Here is an 18,339-nt window from a genome sequence, read left to right as displayed (position 1 = left end):
CGTCCTGAGCCGGACACGTGGCTGGTGGCCGCCGTGCGGCGCAGGCCTGTCGGCGTGACCTCGCAGGGCCCGGCGGGGCCTGCGCGCCGGTCCCGCGGGTCCGACTCGACGACCGCGGGCCCGTTGACACCGGGGAGTTCAGGGCTTAGAACAATTCATTGATAGTTGTAAATAGTAAGGTGTCACCGGAAGGCGCCACCCCACGCCCGAGGAGGACCCGGAGCATGCACCGACCAGGCCCGTCCCGTCTGCTCGGCCTGCTGGCCGCCGCCATCACCGCCGCGTCCGTGCTCGTAGCCGTCGTCCCGCCCGCCGAGGCCGCGGCGGCCGACCTCACGCAGTACGTCAATCCGTTCATCGGCACCGACGACAGCAACGCCCCCAACCCGGTGGGCGGCGGCGCCGGTGGCAGTACGATCCCCGGCCCGGTCCAGCCCTTCGGCATGGTGCAGCTCAGCCCTGACACACCGACGGCCTCGCCCTCCGGCTACCGCCACAGCGACACCGAGATCGAGGAGTTCAGCCTCACCCACTTCAACGGCGCGGGCTGCTCCAACAACGAGGACCTCGGCATCCTGCCGATCACCGGGGCCCTCGGGTCCTCGCCCGGGACGTCCTGGACGTCCTACCGGGCCACCCAGGACAAGAGCCAGGAGCAGGCCAGCCCCGGCTTCTACCAGGCGGTGCTCAGCAACTACGGCAACACGAGGGTGGAGGCCACGGCGACCACGCGCACGGCCGCCCTCCGCCTGACGTACCCGTCCACCACCACGGCCAGAGTGTTGGTCAACACCAGTCGCAGCGCCACCGGCAACCGGAACGGTTCGATCACCATCAGTGGATCCTCCGTGACGGGCAGCGTCACCGGCGGCGGCTTCTGTGGCACCGCGAAGACCTACCAGATCTTCTACCGGATGGAGTTCGACCGCGCCCCGACCGGGGTCGGCACCTGGTTGGGCGCAACGGTGAACGCCGGCTCGGCCAGCGCCAGCGGCACGAACTCCGGCGGCTACCTGACCTTCGACACGTCCAGCAACCCCGTCGTGCAGGTCAGGGTGGGCATATCGTTCGTCAGCCAGGCCGGCGCCCAGGCCAATCTCGCCGGCGAACAACCCGGCTTCGGCTTCGACGCGACGCGCGCCCAGGCCGCCGCCCAGTGGAACGCCATGCTCAACCGGGTGCAGGTCACCGGCGGCTCCGGCGCCGACCTGCAGAAGTTCTACACCGCGCTGTACCGCGTCTTCATCAACCCCAACGTGTCCAACGACGTCAACGGGCAGTACCGCGGATTCGACAACGTCATCCGCACCGCCGGCCACCCCGTCTACCAGAACTACTCCGGCTGGGACATCTACCGTTCCTGGGGGGCGCTGATCGCGTTCCTCGCACCCGACGAGGCGGCCGACATCGCCAAGTCCATGGTGCTCGACGGGCAGCAGGGCGGCCTGCTGCCCAAGTGGTCGCACAACACCAGCGAGGCGTTCGTCATGACCGGGGACCCCGGCCCGATCGTCGTGGGCAGCCTCTACCAGTTCGGCGTCCGCGACTTCGACACCGCCGCCGCGCTGGCGCTGATGAAGAAGAGCTCCGCCGGCGGCACGACCCAGGGCAGCCCGGTCCGGGGGCGGCAGAGCGGTTACGTGCAGCGCCAGTACATCGACGGCGACCCCTCCGACTCGTTGGAGTACTCGGCGAGCGACTTCGCGGTCGCCCAGTTCGCCCGGGCCCTGGGCGACACGGCCACGTACGACACCCACATGGCGCGCGCCCAGTGGTGGCGCAACGTGTTCAACACCGAGTCGGGGTACGTCCACCCGCGCAACGCCGACGGCACCTGGCCGTGGCCGCTCGACCCGGCCAGCCAGTCGAACTACGTCGAGGGCAACGCGTCGCAGTACACCTGGATGATCCCCTACAACCTCGGCGGCATGATCGACCTGATGGGTGACCGGCAGACCGCGATCCAGCGGCTCGACCACCACTTCACCCAGACCAACGGCGGCCAGTCGCAGCCGTACTTCTACATCGGCAACGAGCCGGAGCACGGCGTGCCGTGGGCCTACCACTTCGCCGCCGCGCCGGCCGGCACCAGCACCGCGGTCCGGCGGATCATGAACGAGTCGTTCACCACCGGCGCCGGCGGGCTGCCCGGCAACGACGACCTCGGCGCGACCTCGGCCTGGTACGTCTGGTCCGCGCTCGGCATGTACCCGCCCACGCCCGGCGCGGACACCCTGGCCCTGCACGGGCCGATCTTCCCGTCGATCCTGGTCGACCGTCCGACCGGTGACCTCCAGATCAACGCCGCCAACGCCGGGCAGGGCAACCAGTACGTGCAGAGCCTGTCCCGGAACGGCTCGGCGACGCAGCGCACCTGGCTGCGGTACGGCGACCTCGCCGGTGGGGCGACGCTGTCGTACGCGATGGGAGCCGCACCCTCGTCGTGGGGCACCAGTCCCGTCGACGCGCCGCCGTCGTTCACCGACGGGTCCGCCCCACCGGCCGCCGCCCCCGAGTTGGGACCCAACCTGGCCGCCGGGAAGCCAGCCACCGGGTCGGCCGGGTGCAACTCCACCGAGGGCCCCGACAAAGCCGTCGACAGCCGGCTCGGCGGTGCCAGCAAGTGGTGCTCGCTCGCCGCCGGCACCAAGTTCCTCCAGGTCGACCTGGGATCGAGCCAGACGGTCCGCTCGTTCGTGGTCAAGCACGCCGGACTCGGCGGCGAGACCACCGGCTGGAACACCGGCGACTTCACGATCCAGACCAGCACCGACGGCAGCGCCTGGACGACGCGCGTCTCGGTGGCCGGCAACCGGTCGAGCCGGACCTACCACCCGATCCTCGCGGCACCCGCCCGTTTCGTCCGGCTGAACGTCACCACGCCCACCAACAACGGCAACAACGCGGCGCGCATCGACGAGTTCGAGGTGTACGGCACGAACAACCAGACCAATCTCGCACTGAACCGGCCGGCCACCGCGGACTCCCAGTGCGCCGCGAGCGAGGGGGCCGAGAAGGCCGTCAACGGCAGCACCTCGGGCGGCGGCTCCGACAAGTGGTGCGCCAACGGCGGCACCAGATCCCTGCGCGTCGACCTGGGCGCGAACCGCCGGGTCGGGTCGATCGACATCCACCACGCCGGGGCCGGCGGCGAGAACCGTGCGTGGAACACCAGGGACTTCGACCTGCAACTGTCCGCCGACGGCGCGACCTGGACGACGGTGGCGCAGGTCAGGGGCAACACGGCCGACATCACCAGCCACCAGGTCTCGACGGACGGCCGGTATGTGCGCCTGAACGTTCTCACCGCCACCCAGACCACCGACACCGCCGCCCGACTGTACGAGGTCGAGGTCTACGGAACCTGACGCCCCCGTGGCTGGCCGCGCCGTGCGGCCAGCCACGGTCGGCTGTTGGCGCGGATCTCGGTCAGCGCGGGACCAGACCGTTCTGGTACGCCCAGACCACCGTCTGCAACCGGTCGCGTACGCCGATCTTGGCCATGGCCCGCCCGAGATGGGACTTGACCGTGCTGGTCTCGATGAACAGCTCACCGGCGATCTCGACGTTCGACAGGCCCTGGGCGAGCAGCCCCACGATCTCCCTCTCCCGCGCGGTGAGCTGGTGTGCCGCCGCCGCGTCGGACGAGGGCGCCGGCCTGCGCCGCGCGAACTCCGAGATCACCCGATGGGTGACGGCCTGGTCGACGAGCCCGTATCCGTTGGCGAGGCGGCGGACCGCGTCGATGAGGTCGTCGGGCTCGCAGTCCTTGAGGATGAATCCGCTCGCCCCGGACTCGAGCGCGCCGAAGACGTACTCGTCGAGGTCGAAGGTCGTCACCACGAGCACGGCCGGCGGCGCCCCGGCGGCGTCGGCGACGATCTGGCGGGTCGCGGCGATCCCGTCGCCGCCGGGCATCCGGACGTCCATGCAGATGACGTCCGGGTGCAGCCGGCGGGCCAGCTCGACGGCCGAGGATCCGCTGGACGCCTCCGCCACGACCTCGATGTCCCCCGCCTGCTCCAGGATGACGCGGAAACCGGCCCGCACGACCGCCTGGTCGTCGACGAGCATCACCGTGATCATGCCGGGTCCTCTCCCTTCGTGGCCGTCGCCGCCGAACCGGCGGGCGCGTCGTCGCGTCCCGTCGGCACCGTCACTGTGACAGACCACCCGCCGGTCGGCGTCGGGCCGGCGGCGAACCGCGCACCGATCAGCTGTGCGCGCTCCCGCATGCCGACCAGGCCGACTCCGCCGCTGGTCCGCGCCGCGGGTTCGGGCGCGCGCGTGGCGGGTTCGTTCGACACCCCGAGCGCGACCTCGCGCGGCAGGAAGCGCAGCTCCACGCGCACCGGGGCTCCGGGGGCGTGCTGGCGGGCGTTGGACAGGCACTCCTGCACCATCCGGTACAGCGCGACGTCGGCGATCGGGGACACCTCGCGCGGCGGTCCCTCCCCGACGAACTCGACGGAGGTGCCGAGGTCGCGTGCGGTGCGCACGAGGTCGTCGAGGCTGACCAGTCCCGGCACCGGGGCGTTGTTGTCCTCGTCGTGCCCGGCGGCGTCTCCGCCGTCCCTGTCGACCGACCGCCCCCGGAGCACACCGACGACGAGTCTCAGGTTGTCGAGGGTCTCCTTGCCCTGCCCGCGGATCCACGCGACGCCGGCCTTCGCCGCCGCGGGATCGCGGTCGATCAGCCGCTCGACCGCCGCCGCCTGCACCACCATGCCGGACAGGTGGTGGGCGGCGACGTCGTGCAGCTCCCGGGCCATCCGGGCGCGCTCCGCGCCGATCGCCGCCCGCACCTTCTCCCGGTGTGCCCGGATCGCGTCGTCTGCCCGCTCCCGCACCAGTTCCAGGTAACGCCGGTGGGTGGCGACGTAGCTGCCGACGAAGGTCGCCCCCAGGTAGGACAGGGCACCCGAGGCGAGATGGCCGAGCGCCGCGACGAGGATGTCGGGGGCCACCCCGGCGGTGACCGCGACCGCCCCCGACGCCTCGGCCACCGCGGCCGCGCCGGCCAGCAGCAGCGCCGTCCTGGCGGGGAAGAGGGTGCCGACGGTGTAGGCCACGACGAGCGTTGCGACCCCACGGACCGTCGCCTCGGACGGGACCGCCGCGGTGATCACGACCTGCAGGCCGACGACGAGCCCGAGGCAGAGCCGCGGACGTACCCGACGCAGGCACAGCGCCAGCGCCTGCACGCAGGCGGCGGCGGCGAGCACCCGGGCCCGCGCCGGGTCGACGGTGAGCCCGTCGATGGGAGCGGCGAACCGGAGGAACATCGTCAGCAGCGCGAACGTCGCCACGGTGACACCGGCCGCCAGCAGGCAGTCCCGCGCGAACCGTCCGGTCACCCCGAGCCTGGTGAGTCGTTCGTCCAGCCGCAGGGTCAGTCTTGGCGAGCCGGGGGTGTCGGCGGGCGCTCGGCCAACGCCGGGGTGATCTGCCATGGCGATGAGCATCCTTCGTCGGGGGTCGGCGCGCGTCGGCGGGTCAGTAGGAGATGTCCGGGGCGAGCAGCATGAACTCGACGGCGAACCACCCCGTACCGGCGAGCGCGAGCAGGATCAGGCCGCTGGCGGCGGTCCGGTGCCAGCCGGCACGGCGGCGGATGTCGTCGACGAGCCGGACGGCGGCGGGCAGCACGCCGAGCAGACCGATCAGTTGTAGCGCCTGCACGGCCCGCAGGGCGGCGCTCGGGACGTCCTGGAGGCCCATGATGCTGACGATGCTCACCCCCCAGCCGACGAGGGCGAGGACGGCGCCGGCGACGGCGACGCGGCTCAGGACCCGCGCGGTGCGCCCGGCGGGGTCGCGGGGGGCGCGGCCGAGGCGGCGGCGGACGACCGCGCCGACCGGCCAGGACAGGACCGCGAGCACGAGCACGACAGTCGAGGCGGCGATCACCGGGACGGCGAGGGCGGAGCTGCGGGCAGGCTCGACCGGCAGGAGGGCGAACGCGGAGTCGAAGCCGATCGCCCGCACCCTGCCGTCGGCCACCCGCATCGAGATGACGCGCTGCCCACCGACCTCCCGCCAGACGTGGGGGGTGATCTCCTCGTACAGGGCGGGAGAGTCGGACAGCGGGCCGGGCTCGAACAGCAGCCGTCCGCCGTCGTGGACGCTCACCGTCGTACGGCCGACCAGGCCGATCGCGGTCAGGAAGGTGCTGCGCATCGCCCGCGAGCTCTCGTAGGTGCCGGCGGCCAACGCGGCGTGCTCGGCGGTGGTCGCCGCGTCGACGGCCCGGACCGGCAGGGGCTTGGTCGGCGGGAAGTAGCGGTCGGCGAACCCCGACAGGACCGCCTGCCGCAGGTCGTGGCTGTCCATCGCGCCGCGTCCGTTGCTGTTGAGCGAGATGAAGATGCCGGCCCGGTCGTCGGGGTAGATCTGCAGGTGGGAGTGGAAGTAGTTGGTGTCGCCGCCGTGGCCGAGGATCCGGTGGCCGTTGCGGTCCTCCTCGAAGAACCCGAGAGTCATCCGGGGGCCGTCGGCGAGGGTGCCGAGCGAGGCCGCGTCGAGCGCCGGCCGATGCATGAGTTCGAGGGTCGGGGGGCTGAGCAGAGGGACGCCACCGGCCTCCGTGCCGAGGTGGGCGAGCATGAAGCGGGCCATGTCCGTCGCCGGCGCGGTCAGCGCCCCGGCGGGTGGGACGCCGACGGTCTCGAACGATGCGGCCGGGGCGGAGGCGTCGTCGTACCCGTTCGACACGCGGTCCCGCAGGCGCGGCGGCAGCGGCTGGGCGAAGGTCGACGACGTCATGCCGGCGCGGGCGAGGACGTTGCGCTCGACGTACTCCTCGAAGCGCGTCCCGCTCACCCGCTCGACGATGTACCCGGCGAGCCCGTTGCCGTAGTTGGAGTAGGCGGGCACGGTGCCCGGCTCGTAGATCTGCTCGGGCGGGTCGGTCACCAGGGCCTTGCGCAGGTCGGCGCCGGCGCCCGTCAGGTCGATCAGGCCGGCGACCCGCTCCTCGAACCCGGCGGTGTGGGTCAGCAGGTGCCGCAGGGTGATGGCCCGGTCGAAGCTGCGGGGCAGGGTGAAGTCGAGATAACCGCGGATGTCGGCGTCGAGGTCGAGCTGGCCCTTCTCGACGAGCTGCATGACGGCGGTCGCCGTGACGAGCTTCGACACCGACCCCGCCCGGAACAGGTGCCGGTCGGGGTCGACGGGCACGGGGACCGCGCCGTCGTCGGTGCCCGTGTCGGCGTGGCCGTATCCCCGTGCGGTGAGGATCTTGCCGTCGCGGACGACGGCGACCGCGGCTCCGGCGATGCCGGTCCGTTGGAGTGCGGCCGGGAGCAGGCCGTCGAGCCAGGCGTTGACGTCCCTGCCGTTCAGGGCGGCCGGGTCGGTCGACACGCCGGGGGCGGCCGGGACGGCGACGGGCGGGGCCGGGGTGGTCTGCGACGTGCCGGCGCCGCAGCCCGCGACCGCCGTCGCGGCGACGGCGAACAGTGCCGCCAGGAACGCCACGCGGCGCAGGGGGCGGGACCCGGATCGGGGTGGGCGAGGTCGTGAGGTGAGCGGGTCGGGTGCGTCTTCGTGGAACATGGCCGTCTGCTGCCTTCCGTGGCTTTCGGGTGTCCGGAGGAGGTCCGTTCGGCGTCACTCGAATGCCCTCGGCACAGCCTGCTGGAGCAGCGCCGCCGCGCCATCTGGCGCAGGGACGCAATCGGTTTACGACCTGAGTGGGAGAGGAAACGCGGAAATTCCGCGGGGCAACAACCTCGACCGCCCGGCGATCCCTGTGTGTCCACTGTGTACGGTGGCGGTCTAAATCCCGCTCGGCCGGCGACCTTCTGGGCGGTTGCCGGGCCGTACCGGTCGCTGCCGCGCCGGATGGTCGGCCGGCTGGGCAGCCGAACCCCCATCGGAGGAACTGCGAATCATGTACGACGCGATAGTGGTCGGCGCCCGCTGCGCGGGTGCCTCCACCGCCCTGCTGCTCGCCAGGCAAGGGCACCGGGTGCTCGTGGTGGATCGGTCATCGTTCCCCAGTGACGTCATCTCGACGCACTTCCTGTGGCCGCACGGGATGTCCTACCTCAACCGCTGGGGCCTGTTGGACCAGGTCACCGCGGTCACCCCCACGCACACGACCATCGACATCGTCAACGACGGCATCCGACTGACCGGATCGGTGCCGACGGACCTGCTGCGCGAGCACTTCCGGGACCTGCACGGCGACGACTCGGGCGTGGTGCAGAGCTACGCCTCCGTCCGCCGCCGGGTGCTGGACGAGATCCTCGTCGAGGCCGCGGCCAAGGCCGGCGCCGAGGTCCGCACCAACTTCACCGTACGGGAGCTGATCGTCTCCGACGGCCGGGTCGTCGGCGTCCGGGGGCGGGCGGCCGACGGCCAGGTGTTCGAGGAGCGGGCCCGGATCGTGGTCGGTGCCGACGGCCGGAACTCGTTCGTCGCCCGCGCCCTCGATCTGCCCAAGTACGACGAGCGGCCCCGGTGCACGTTCGCCTACTGGAGCTACTGGTCCGGGTTCGATCTCGGATCCGGGCAGATCCACCGGCGGGGCCGGCTCGGCTGCGCGGTGGTGCCGACCAACTTCGCGCAGAACATGGTCCTGGTCTGGGGGCCGAGCGAGTGGTCCCGGGAGTTCCGCGCCGACGTGCCGGGCAACACGCAGCGGGCGCTGGACTTCGTCAGCCCCGAGCTGGGCGAGGTGGTCCGCACCCGGGGGACGCGGGAGGAGCGGATCTACGGCACCCTGGACCAGTCGGCCTTCCTCCGGCCGCTGCACGGGCCCGGCTGGGTGCTCGTCGGCGACGCCGAGTCCGCGAAGGACCAGTGCACCGCGATCGGCATGACCCACGCCTTCCGCGACGCGGAGCTGGTCAGCGCCGCCCTGGGCCGGTGGCTGACCGGGGAGACGTCGATCGACGAGTCGATGGCCGCGTACGAGGGCCGCCGACGCAGCCAGAACGCCGCCGCCTACTACGACTACGTGTGCACGTTCGCGGAGATGCGGCCGTACCGGCACGACGAGCTGCAACTGTTCGTCGCGTTGCGCGGCAACCAGGAGGAGACCGACCGGTTCATCGCCACGCACGCCGACGTCGCGCCGGTCTCGGAGTTCTTCCAGGCGTCCAACCTCTTCCTGCTCAACGACGCCGCCAAGGAGTCCTCGGCCGGCTACGCGGTCTTCGACGACTTCGCCGCGACGTCCCGCATGTACCAGCAGAACCTCTTCGCCTGATGCCGCACCAGGGAGCCGACACCGTGACCACCACCGACCTGCACCAGCGTGACGACGGCGAGCTGATCGAGGTCATCCTGCACGCGGCCCGGCACGGGGACGTCGAGGCCATGACGCGCACCGCGGCCGAGGTCTCCGACATGACCCGCAACTGGGCCGCCCACATCCCGTGGGACGACTTCGCGGCCCTCGACCGGTCCGGGGCCGACGGCGAGCTCGCCCAGATCGTCGCGGACCTGACGGAGATGTGGGAGCCGGCCCACCTGCACAGCCCCGTCGACCCGGACGAGGAGTACGCGCTGGACAAGAACGCGTACGACTTCTACCGCCCCGCCGGCCGGAACCTGCTCGCCCGCACCGAGGACTTCTACGGCTGGGTGCAGGCCCGCCGCCGTACGGAGACCTGGCAGTACTCCCGGGTGCTGGAGGCGGCCCCGGACAGCGTCGCCCAGATCACCAACGACCTGGGCCGGCGGACCCGGGGCATCAACTTCAACTCGCAGGACTACCTGTCGTTCAACACCCACCCGGCGATCCGGGAGGCGGCGACCCGGGCGATGCGCGACTACGGCCCGCACAGCGCCGGCTCGCCGATGGTGCTCGGCAACACCCGCATCTCCGACGAGCTGGAGGTCGCCCTCGGCGAGCTGGTGGGGCTGGAGCACGTCACGCTCTTCCCGACCGGGTGGGCGGCGGGCTTCGGCGCGGTAGTCGGTCTGGTCCGCCAGTCCGACCACGTGCTGATCGACCGGCTCGCGCACTCCTGCCTCCAGCAGGGCGCCCGGGCGGCAACCCGCAACGTGGTGCGCTACGAGCACCTCAACGTCGAGGCGGTCCGCCAGCACCTGGTCGACATCCGGTCCCACGACACCCGCAACGGCATCCTGGTGGTCACCGACGGCCTCTTCTCGGTGGACGCCGACTGGCCGGACCTGGTGACCCTCCAGCGGGTCTGCCGGGAGCACGACGCCACCCTGCTGGTCGACGTCGCGCACGACCTCGGCTCGATGGGGCCGGGCGGCACGGGCGTGCTGGGGATGCAGAACCTGCTCGGCGAGGTCGACATCGTGATGGGCGCGTTCTCGAAGACGTTCTGCTCCAACGGCGGCTTCGTGGCGTCCAACTCCCCGGCCCTGAAGCAGTACGTGAAGATGTTCGGGGGTTCGCACTTCTTCTCGAACGCGCTCTCGCCGGTGCAGACCGCGGTGGTTCGGGAGGCCGCGCGGATCATCCGGTCCCCCGAGGGCGACGAGCTGCGGGCCCGGCTGTTCACCGCGATCCACGCGCTCCGCGACGAGCTGACCGGCCGGGGCCTGACCTGCATGGGGGAGCCTTCGCCGATCGTCCCGCTGCTGATCGGCAACGAGAAGCTCGCCCGAACCGCGAACCGGCTGCTCTTCGACCGGGGGGTCCTCGCGTTCATGGTGGAGTTCCCGGTCACGCCGACCGGGTCGTCCCGGTTCCGGCTCCAGGTGCAGGCCGGTCACGGGCCTGAGGAGGCCCGGGAGGCGGCCCGCATCATCGAGGGCGCGATCGCGGACTCCCGCGCGTACCTGTCCAGCGCGTTCGGCAGCGCCCCCCGATAGTCCGTCGGGCGGGGCGCCGGGGTCGAGGCTGCCCGGTGCCCCGCCCGGCCGCGTGGAAGCCCACCGGTGGCCGCGACCGACGTCTACGACGGGGCGACGGGGCGACGGCCGGGAGTTGACCAGGTCACCCCGGTCGGGCCGGCGGCCGGCCACCCCCCGTGAGCTGGGTAACCTTGGTGACCGGCCTGATCAACATCAGCGCGCGTTGGGACAGCGGGAGCGAAGGAAGGGAGCTGTCATGGACAGCAGTGCCCCGGTCGTGGTGGGTGTCGACGGTTCTGCCATCGCGCTGGACGCGGTCCGTACCGCTGCTCGGGAGGCTGCCGGCCGCCGGCGCCCCTTGCGGATCGTCCACGCGTTCATCTGGCCGCTGATGCGTGTCACGGTCGAACCGGCCCCCGGCGCCCCGGCCGGTGCCGGGCTGCGCAACCAGGCCGAGCGGTACGTCGCCGAGGCGGTGACCGAGGCTGGCAGGATCGCCCCGGCGGTGGAGGTCACCGGCGCGGTGGTCGACGGGTCGCCGGCTCCGGTGCTCCTCGCCGAGTCGCGCGACGCTTCGTTGCTGGTGCTGGGCAGTCGCGGCCTGGGCGGCTTCGCCGGGCTGCTGATCGGCTCGGCCACCGTGCAGTTGTCCGCCCGCGCGGCGTGCCCCGTGCTTGTGGTGCGCGGCGGGTCGCGCGCCGACGGCCCGGTGGTGGTCGGCGTGGACGGCTCCGAGTCCTCCGCCGACGCGGTCGAGTTCGCCTTCGACGAGGCGGCCCGCCGGGGCGTCCCGCTGGTGGCGGTGCGCGCCTGGCTCTACCCGGCGCCGCTCGGCCCGGGTGACATCCTGCCGCTGGTGTACGACCTGGAGGCGCTCGCCGCGGAGGAGGAACGCGTTCTCGCCGAGTCCGTCGCCGGCTTCGCGGCGCGGTACCCGGACGTACCGGTCCGGCAGCGGCTGATGCGGGGCTCGCCGGCCGGGGTGCTGGTGGAGGAGTCGAAGACGGCCCAACTGGTGGTTGTCGGAGCCCGCGGCCGAGGCGCGCTCGCCGGCCTGCTGCTCGGCTCGGTCAGCCACGCCGTGCTCCATCACGCGCACGCTCCCGTGGCCATCCTCCACCAACCGGGAACCGCCCCCGCAAGCTGAGACCCCTGCCCCGATACCCGCCGACAGCAGGCTTGATCTTTGCGAGGTGCGGAGGGATATGGCCGGGAATAATGGGACAATGGCCCCGTCAACGCCTCAGGCGCACGCCTGGTACGCCGTTCCCGCCGAGCGTGTCGTCCGGGAGTTGGGAGTGGACCCGGCGACCGGCCTGTCGTCGGAGGAGGCGGCCCGCCGGTTGGAGCGCCACGGTCCGAACCGGCTGACCGAAGCGGCGCGGGAGTCGCGGTTGCGCGCGTTCCTGCGGCAGTTCCAGGATGCGTTGATCCTGATTCTGCTCGTCTCGGCGCTGGTCAGCCTCGTCGTGAGTCGGGAATGGGAGACACCGGCCGCGATCGCCGTGGTGGTGCTGTTCAACGCGACGATCGGCTTCGTCCAGGAGTCGCGGGCGGAGGCGTCGCTGGAGGCGCTGCGGCGGATGCTGGTCACGACCGCGACGGTTCGCCGGAACGGACGGCTGGTGCGGTTGGACGCCGCGCAGTTGGTGCCCGGGGATGTGATCGCGGTGGAGGCGGGCGCCCGGGTGCCCGCAGACAGCCGGTTGCTGAGGTCGGCCTCGCTGGAGGTGCAGGAGTCGTCGCTGACGGGCGAGGCGCAGGCGGTGGCGAAGGCGGCGGACGCGGAGATCGACGAGCAGGCTCCGTTGGGAGACCGGACGACCGCGCTGTTCATGAACACCATGGTCACCCGGGGCCGGGGAGCTGCCGTGGTCACCGCGACCGGAATGGCGACCGAGACCGGCCGCATCGCCGGCATGCTGCAACAGGCGAAGCCGGGACCGACGCCGTTGCAGCGCCAGATCGACGCGCTCGGGCGAACCCTGGCCCTCGTCGCCGGCGCGGTCATCGTGATCGTGTTCGTGCTGGGCCTGGTGCGCGGGCAGGACTTCGGGGACCTGTTCATCAGCGCGGTCTCGCTGGCGGTGGCCGCCATCCCGGAAGGGCTGCCCGCGGTGGTGGCGTTCACGCTGGCCATGGGCACCGGCCGGCTGGCCAGGCGCGGCGCCATCGTCAAGCGGCTGGCGTCGGTGGAGACGCTGGGCAGCACCTCGCAGATCTGCACCGACAAGACCGGCACGTTGACCCTGAACCAGATGACGGCCCGGGAGATACTGCTGGCGGGTCGGCGGTTCACCGTCTCCGGGGAGGGCTACCGCACCGACGGACGAATCCGCACCACCGACGGCTCACCGCTGCCCGGGACGCTCGACGAGGCGTTGATCGCCATGGCGCTGTGCAACGACGCCGTGCTGCGTGACGGCGACCTGGTCGGCGACCCCACCGAGGGCGCCATGGTGGTGCTCGCCGAGAAGGGCGGCATCGACGTGGCCGTCCTGCGCCAAGAGCGCCCCCGGCTGCTGGAGATTCCGTTCGACGCCGACTACAAGTTCATGGCGACGTTCCACCGGTGGACCGACGAGCACGGCCGCGAGATGATCCGGTCCTTCGTCAAGGGCGCCCCGGACGTGCTGGCGGCCCGCGCCGACCGCCACCTCGGCGGTGCGGAGATCCTGCCCTTCGACGATGTCGCCCGGGCCCACTACGACCAGGCCAACGCGATGCTCGCCGAGCAGGGCATGCGGGTGCTGGCGGTCGGCGCGCAGGACTTTCCGGCGGATGGGTTCGAACCCACCGATGATCCCAAGGACATGCTCGACCGGGTGGTCCTGGTCGCGCTGGTGGGGATCGTCGATCCGCCCCGGCCCGAGGCGCGACAGGCCATCGCCGAGTGCCGGGCCGCCGGCATCCGCGTCCGGATGATCACCGGGGACCATGTCGTCACGGCCGGCTCGATCGCCGCCGAGCTGGGCATCCCGGGGACGGCGGTGAGCGGCACCGACCTCGATCGGATCGAGGACGACGCCGAGCTGGCCCGCCGACTCGACGACATCGGGGTGATCGCTCGCGTCTCCCCCGAACACAAGATCCGCATCGTTCGGACGTTGCAGGCGCGCGGTGACGTGGTGGCGATGACCGGCGACGGGGTCAACGACGCCCCCGCCCTGCGCAGGGCGGACATCGGGATCGCGATGGGCCGCACCGGGACCGAGGTCACCAACGAGGCCGCGACGATGGTCCTCACCGATGACAACTTCGCCACCATCGTCCGCGCCGTCCGCGAGGGCCGCGGCATCTACGACAACATCGTCAACTTCACGCGCTTCCAGGTGTCGACCGCGTTCGGCTTCGTGCTGACGTTCCTGGTCGCGTCGCTGACCGGCATCGCCGGCGGTACGCCGTTCACCGCCCTGCAGATCCTCTTCGTCAACCTCGTCATGGACGGCCCACCGGCGATGTCGATCGGCGTCGACCCGATCAGTCAGGACGCGATGAGCCGGCCACCACGGCCCGCCGGCGAGCGCATCCTCACCCGGCGCCGACTCGGGCGGATCCTGCTGGCCAGTGTGGTGATGGCCGCCGGAACCCTCGCGATTCTGGTGCTGGCGCCCGGCCCCGAACCCGCGCCGGGGCTGGCCACCGTCGCCGGCACCATGGCCTTCGTCACCTTCGTGTTCTTCCAGGTGTTCAACCTGCTCAACGTCCGGCACTTCACCCGCAGTGTCTTCGCCCGCGAGACCCTGCGGAACCCGTCGGCGTTCATCGCCGTCGCGGTCGTCGTCGTGCTTGTGGTCCTGGTCGTCGAGCTGGCTCCCCTGCGCCGCTTCTTCGCCACCGTCGACCTCACCGCCGGCCAGTGGCTGGTGTGCGTGGCGGTAGGAGCCACGATCCTGATGGCCGGCGAACTCGTCAAGGCCGTGACCCGCGCCAGGCTGCGCCGCCGGAGCGCGGCGGAAGCGTATGCGGGAGCCCTCTGACGATCCGCCGGGCGTCCTCGGGCGGACGACCCGGCCTCCACCCCTCACCCGGGGTCTACTCCAGTGGGGGTGGGGGTGCGAGGTGGTGGCCGGTGTCGTCGGTCGGTAGATGGTCCGGACGGTGGCGGGCGAAGGCGTCGACCTTGCCCCAGCGGCCGGGATGTCCAGCAGCGCCATCCGGCTGAAACTGGGTGGCAGCGCAGGGTCCACGGCGAGATGGTTCTCGTGGGGGTCGATGCCGAGCATGGTCCGGATGAGCAGCAGCGAGGCCCCGCTGGACCAGGCCTGGGGGCTGCCGGCGGTCGGGTAACGGACCGGGTATCGGGTGGTGTCGCGGGCGAAGCCGCCGAAGGCTTCGGGAAGCCGACCCTGGAAGTAGGCGGCGGCGTCGATGATCCCCTCGGCGATGCGGCCGGCCTCGGCGGCGAAGCCGTAGCGGCGCAGACCCCAGGCGATGAACGAGTTGTCGAACGGCCACACGGTGCCGTTGTGGTATCCGAGTGGGTTGTAGCGGCGTTGCCCCTCGGCCAGGGTGCGTACTCCCCAGCCGGAGAACAGCGCCGGGCTCATCAGGTGCTCGACGACCTGCGGGGCCCTCTCCGGCGGCACGATGCCGCTCCACAGCAGGTGCCCGATGTTGGAGGACAGACTGTCGACGGGGGTGCCGTCGCGGTCGAGGGCCAGGGCGTAGTGGCCGCGGTCGTCGAGCCAGAAGTCCCGGTTGAAGCGGTCCTTGAGGGCCGCCGCCTCGCGTTCCAGCCGGTCGGCAAAGGCCGGGTCGCCCCAGAACGTACGGGCCAGCCGCGCCCCGCGGATCTTGGCGTCGTAGGCGTAGCCCTGCACCTCGCAGGTGGCCCTGGGGAAACCCGGCAGTCTGCCGTCGGCGTATGAGATGCTGTCCCAGGAGTCCTTCCAGCACTGGTTCTCCAGGCCGGTGACCCGGTTGCGTCGTTCGTACCAGACGTAGCCGGTGGACGTCAGATCCGCGTACTGGTCGATCCACGCCAGGGCCGCTCGGGCCTCCTGCTCCAACTCGGTCACCAGCTCCGCGTCGCCGCTCCACCGCTCGTACTCGTCGAGTAGCACCACGAACAGCGGCGAGGCGTCCACGGTGCCGTAGTACGGCGAGTGCGGCTGCTCCTCGAACGCGGCCGACTCGCCGTAGCGCAACTCGTGCAGGATCCGGCCGGGGTCCTCCTCCAGGACATCGTCGGTCCGGGCGCCCTGCAGCCAGGCGAGGACCCGCAACGTCGGCGGGGCCAGCGACGGAGTGAAGGGCAGCGTCTGTAGGCAGGTGAGCAGGCTGTCCCGGCCGAACAGGGTCATGAACCAGGGCAGCCCAGCTGCGGGCACGGTCGCGCCACCGAGCGAGAGCGGAGCGAAGCGCAGCGCCGCCAGGTCCACCAGGCTGCGCTGGTACACCTGCTGGAGCGCGGTGTTCTCGGTGTCCAGTTGCGGGGCCGCCGCGACCCAGGCGCGCACGCTGTCCGGCAGGGTGGAATCGTCCGGGCGCAGGGCCCGTACCGCGGAACGGAGGTCGAGGCCGTCCGGGCGCAGCGTCCGCATGACCACCCGCAGCTGCGTCGACCACTGCTGTCCTGGCCGCACCCGCGGCCTGAACCGGAGACCGCGCGGATCGAAGGTGGTCGGCTCACTCGCCGAGACGGACACCTCCCGCTGGAACGTGCCGCGCCGATAGCCCAGACGCAACTCGCCGGGACCGATGTGGGTGTAGTAACTGCCAGCCTTGTCGCGGATGTTGAACTTGATGTCGAAGATGTCGGCGAAGTCGGCCGCCACCTCCAACCGCACGTCGAGGTCGACGTCCTGCTCGCCGTAGTTGAACACCGTCAGCGACTCGGTCAGATCCGGCCCGATCCGCCGCCGTCGGATCGCCGACACGTCGGCCTCCACGTAGTCGACCCGCCCGCCCGGCACCACGAAGAACGCCACCTCGTAGTACTGGCTGTCATCCACCGACAACGCGGTCAACCGCTCCCCGTTGACGGTGAGCACCCATCGGGACAGGAAACGGGTGTCGGCGGCGAACAACCCGACCGGGGTGGCGGGCGCGGCGTCCACATCACCACTGGAGTCCGACACGATGAAGGTGCTGCCGTCGATGCACGACACGGTGCCCGGAGTGTCCTCCATCGGTCACTTTTCCCCGCGCTGGGGGACTGCCTGCCGCTGCGCAGCGGGCGGCACCGGGAACAGCCGACCGATCCGCAGCGCCAGGCCGAGGTCCCCGTCGACCAGGATCTCACCCCGCGTGATCGCGGCGAGGCCGTTCAGCTCGCCCCGCGCCATCGCATCTGCGACCGCCGCGGACGTGGTGATGACGGTCCCGGCGGGACCAGCACCCCGCGTCACCCGTAGCCGCCCATCATCAATGTCCAGCAGCCACTGCTCCACCCGGTCACCGTCCCGGATGTCGAACCGGACGGTGCCGCGCACCTTGCAGAACCGCGGATCGGTGCCGACGTCCGTCAACTGCTCGAAGAAGGCGTTGCTCGCCGTCATACGACCTCCACAGCCGCCGAATAGGGGCGCAGACCGCCTACCCAGCGCACGCGGGTCCTAACTCTCGCCGGACGGCGGGAAGCCACGCCGGTGACCGATGAGTTCGTCGCTGAGCGTCACGATCGCCGCCGTCGACGAGCGAGACGGCGAGGCCCGCTGTGAGCGGCGCTCTGCCGGTGCCCGGCGGAACATGGCGGAGAGGCAGGTGGGGTGGCGGTCCACATCAAAGGTCTTCGTTTGATCTAATCCGGTCTCCGGAGCAGCCCCACCGCGACGGCCCCTCAAGGATCAAGGAGAGCTAATCATGACCGTCTCGCAGCGTGTCGCGATCGTCACCGGCGGCTCCCATGGTATCGGCCGACAGGTCGTGGAACGGTTGGCGGCGGACGGCTACGCGGTTGTGCTCAACTACGCCACGAGCAAGGTCGAGGCGCAGGAGGCCGTGGCCGAGGTCATCGCCGCCGGCGGAGACGCCGTCGCGGTGCAGGCCGACGTCGCCGACGAGTTCGCGGTGGCCGACCTCTTCGACACCGCCGAACGAACGTACGGCGGGATAGACGTCGTCGTGCACTCGGCCGGGATAGTGATCCACTCCCCCATAGCCGAACTGGACCTCGCAGACCTGGACCGGGTACACCGCACCAATGTCCGCGGCACCTTCGTGGTCGACCAGCAGGCGGCCCGCCGGGTCCGCCCCGGAGGCGCGATCATCAACATCTCCAGCACGACGCCCCGGCTGTCCCTGCCCGGCTACGCCGCCTACGCGGCGAGCAAGGCCGCGATGGACTCGATCACCCTGATCCTGGCCCGGGAGCTGCGGGGACGCGACATCACCGTGAACGCGGTCGCGCCCGGCGCCACCACCACCGCGCTCTTCCTCGATGGCAAGGACGAGCAGATGATCGCCCAGATGGCGGCGATGTCGCCGATGAACCGGCTCGGCGACCCGACCGACACCGCCGACGTGGTGGCCTTCCTCGCCGGCGCGGCCCGCTGGATCAACGGCCAGGTGCTGTATGTCAACGGAGGCGCCGCCTGACCCACCCGAACA

General features: G+C 71.6%; 10 protein-coding genes and 1 pseudogene. 6 read left to right on the top strand and 5 right to left on the bottom strand.

Features of this window, described 5'->3' with window-relative positions; translation table 11 throughout:
• Positions 1-224: 224 nt before the first annotated feature.
• Complete coding sequence (locus GVV04_RS24290; protein WP_161690797.1) at positions 225-3,368, top strand: GH92 family glycosyl hydrolase; 3,144 nt, start codon at positions 225-227, stop codon at positions 3,366-3,368.
• Positions 3,369-3,429: 61 nt separating this feature from the next.
• On the opposite strand, the gene GVV04_RS24285 is transcribed toward GVV04_RS24290, so the two are convergent.
• Genes GVV04_RS24285 through GVV04_RS24275 form a run of 3 tightly spaced genes read right to left on the bottom strand, consistent with a single transcriptional unit; the run spans position 3,430 to position 7,479 of the window.
• The gene (locus GVV04_RS24285; protein WP_161690795.1) at positions 3,430-4,086 is read right to left on the bottom strand and encodes a response regulator; all 657 of its coding nucleotides are present in this window, start codon (positions 4,084-4,086) and stop codon (positions 3,430-3,432) included.
• Positions 4,083-5,453 (bottom strand): sensor histidine kinase, encoded by a 1,371-nt coding sequence (locus GVV04_RS24280; protein WP_161690793.1) that lies wholly within the window; start codon positions 5,451-5,453, stop codon positions 4,083-4,085. The genes GVV04_RS24285 and GVV04_RS24280 overlap by 4 nt, the downstream gene beginning before the upstream one ends.
• A gap of 43 nt (positions 5,454-5,496) precedes the next feature.
• Positions 5,497-7,479 (bottom strand): serine hydrolase domain-containing protein, encoded by a 1,983-nt coding sequence (locus GVV04_RS24275; protein ID WP_201754079.1) that lies wholly within the window; start codon positions 7,477-7,479, stop codon positions 5,497-5,499.
• 415 nt (positions 7,480-7,894) lie between these two features.
• Between GVV04_RS24275 and GVV04_RS24270 the strand changes: the two genes are divergently transcribed.
• From GVV04_RS24270 to GVV04_RS24255, 4 genes are all read left to right on the top strand, one after another.
• Entirely contained in the window at positions 7,895-9,217 is a 1,323-nt protein-coding gene (locus tag GVV04_RS24270) for an NAD(P)/FAD-dependent oxidoreductase (RefSeq protein ID WP_161690789.1), read from the top strand.
• 23 nt (positions 9,218-9,240) lie between these two features.
• The gene (locus GVV04_RS24265) at positions 9,241-10,803 is read left to right on the top strand and encodes an aminotransferase class I/II-fold pyridoxal phosphate-dependent enzyme (protein ID WP_161690787.1); all 1,563 of its coding nucleotides are present in this window, start codon (positions 9,241-9,243) and stop codon (positions 10,801-10,803) included.
• A 238-nt stretch (positions 10,804-11,041) separates the two neighbouring features.
• On the top strand, positions 11,042-11,932 hold the full coding sequence (locus tag GVV04_RS24260) for a universal stress protein (protein WP_161690786.1): 891 nt from the start codon (positions 11,042-11,044) through the stop codon (positions 11,930-11,932).
• A gap of 79 nt (positions 11,933-12,011) precedes the next feature.
• The gene (locus tag GVV04_RS24255; RefSeq protein ID WP_161690784.1) at positions 12,012-14,765 is read left to right on the top strand and encodes a cation-translocating P-type ATPase; all 2,754 of its coding nucleotides are present in this window, start codon (positions 12,012-12,014) and stop codon (positions 14,763-14,765) included.
• 55 nt (positions 14,766-14,820) lie between these two features.
• On the opposite strand, the pseudogene GVV04_RS24250 reads toward GVV04_RS24255, so the two are convergent.
• A pseudogene (locus tag GVV04_RS24250) lies at positions 14,821-16,919 on the bottom strand (amylo-alpha-1,6-glucosidase).
• Between the two features lie 3 nt (positions 16,920-16,922).
• Complete coding sequence (locus tag GVV04_RS24245) at positions 16,923-17,288, bottom strand: SCP2 sterol-binding domain-containing protein (protein WP_161690782.1); 366 nt, start codon at positions 17,286-17,288, stop codon at positions 16,923-16,925.
• A gap of 304 nt (positions 17,289-17,592) precedes the next feature.
• On the opposite strand from GVV04_RS24245, the gene GVV04_RS24240 reads away from it, so the two are divergent.
• Entirely contained in the window at positions 17,593-18,327 is a 735-nt protein-coding gene (locus GVV04_RS24240; protein WP_161690780.1) for an SDR family oxidoreductase, read from the top strand.
• Positions 18,328-18,339: the final 12 nt, after the last annotated feature.

Source organism: Micromonospora rubida (genome assembly GCF_009908295.1).
Lineage (GTDB): Bacteria > Actinomycetota > Actinomycetes > Mycobacteriales > Micromonosporaceae > Micromonospora > Micromonospora rubida.
This window is presented reverse-complemented; position numbering and strand designations above follow the sequence as displayed.